1 protein-coding gene is annotated in these 1,098 nt (G+C 70.1%); it reads left to right on the forward strand.

The annotated features are described in order from the left end of the window. On the forward strand, positions 1-1,098 hold a 1,098-nt coding region (locus FKP22_RS33285), incomplete at both ends, for a malto-oligosyltrehalose synthase (RefSeq protein ID WP_510606739.1).

Below are 1,098 nucleotides of genomic sequence, written 5' to 3' on the forward strand. Positions count from 1 at the left end.
TCGCAGCAGCTGCAGCGCCTCAATGGCAAGCCCGGCGAGCCCGCCAGCTTCGACGCGCTGGACCTGCTGATCCAGCAGCAACCCTGGCGCCTGGCCTTCTGGCGCGTGGCCGGCGACGAGATCAACTACCGCCGCTTCTTCGACATCAGCACGCTGGCCGCGCTGCGCATGGAGCGCGAGGACGTGTTCGAAGCCACGCATGCGCTGGTGCTGCGCTGGCTGGGCGAGGGCCGGCTGTCCGGCTTGCGCGTGGACCACCCGGACGGGCTGAGCGACCCGCGCGGCTACTTCGAGCGCCTGCAGCGCCGCTACCAGCAGCTGCGCCAGCAGCAAGGCCTGCCGCCGCGCGCGCTGTACCTCTCGGTCGAGAAGATCCTCGCCGAGCACGAGCACCTGCCGGAGGACTGGCGCGTGCACGGCGGCACCGGCTACCGCTTCGCCGTGCAGGTCCATCAGCTCAGCGTGGACAGCGGCAACGAAGCGGCGTTCACGCAGCTCTACGACGAGTTCACCGGCCAGACGCAGGACTTCGAGCGCACGCTGCGCGAGGCCAAGCGCCTGGTGATGACCCGCTCGCTGGCCAGTGACCTGCAGTGGCTCACCGAGGCCCTGCACCGCATCGCCAAGTCCGACCGGCGCAACTGCGACTTCACCCGCAACGGGCTGCGTCAGGCGCTGATGGCGGTGGCAGCGGGCTTTCCGGTCTATCGCACCTACATCGGCCCGAACCCGCCCAGTGATGCAGACCGCCAACATCTGGACTGGGCCTGTGCCGATGCGCGCCGCCACAGCCCCACGGCCGAACAGAACACCATCGATTTCCTGCGCCAGGTGCTGCTCGATGCGGCCACGCTGCCGGACCCGGCACGCCGCACGCAGGCCCTGGCCTTCGCCGCACGCTTCCAGCAGTTCACCTCGCCGGTGATGGCCAAGGCCATGGAAGACACCGCGTTCTACCGCTACCACCGCCTCGTCTCGCTGAACGACGTGGGCGGCGACCCGCGCCACTTCGGCAGCTCGGTGGCCGCCTTCCACGCCGCGAACCAGGCCCGCGCTCGCCACCATCCGCACACGCTGCTGGGCACCAGCACGCACGAC

It is taken from the genome of Ideonella azotifigens, from assembly GCF_006519715.1.
Lineage (GTDB): Bacteria > Pseudomonadota > Gammaproteobacteria > Burkholderiales > Burkholderiaceae_C > Ideonella > Ideonella azotifigens.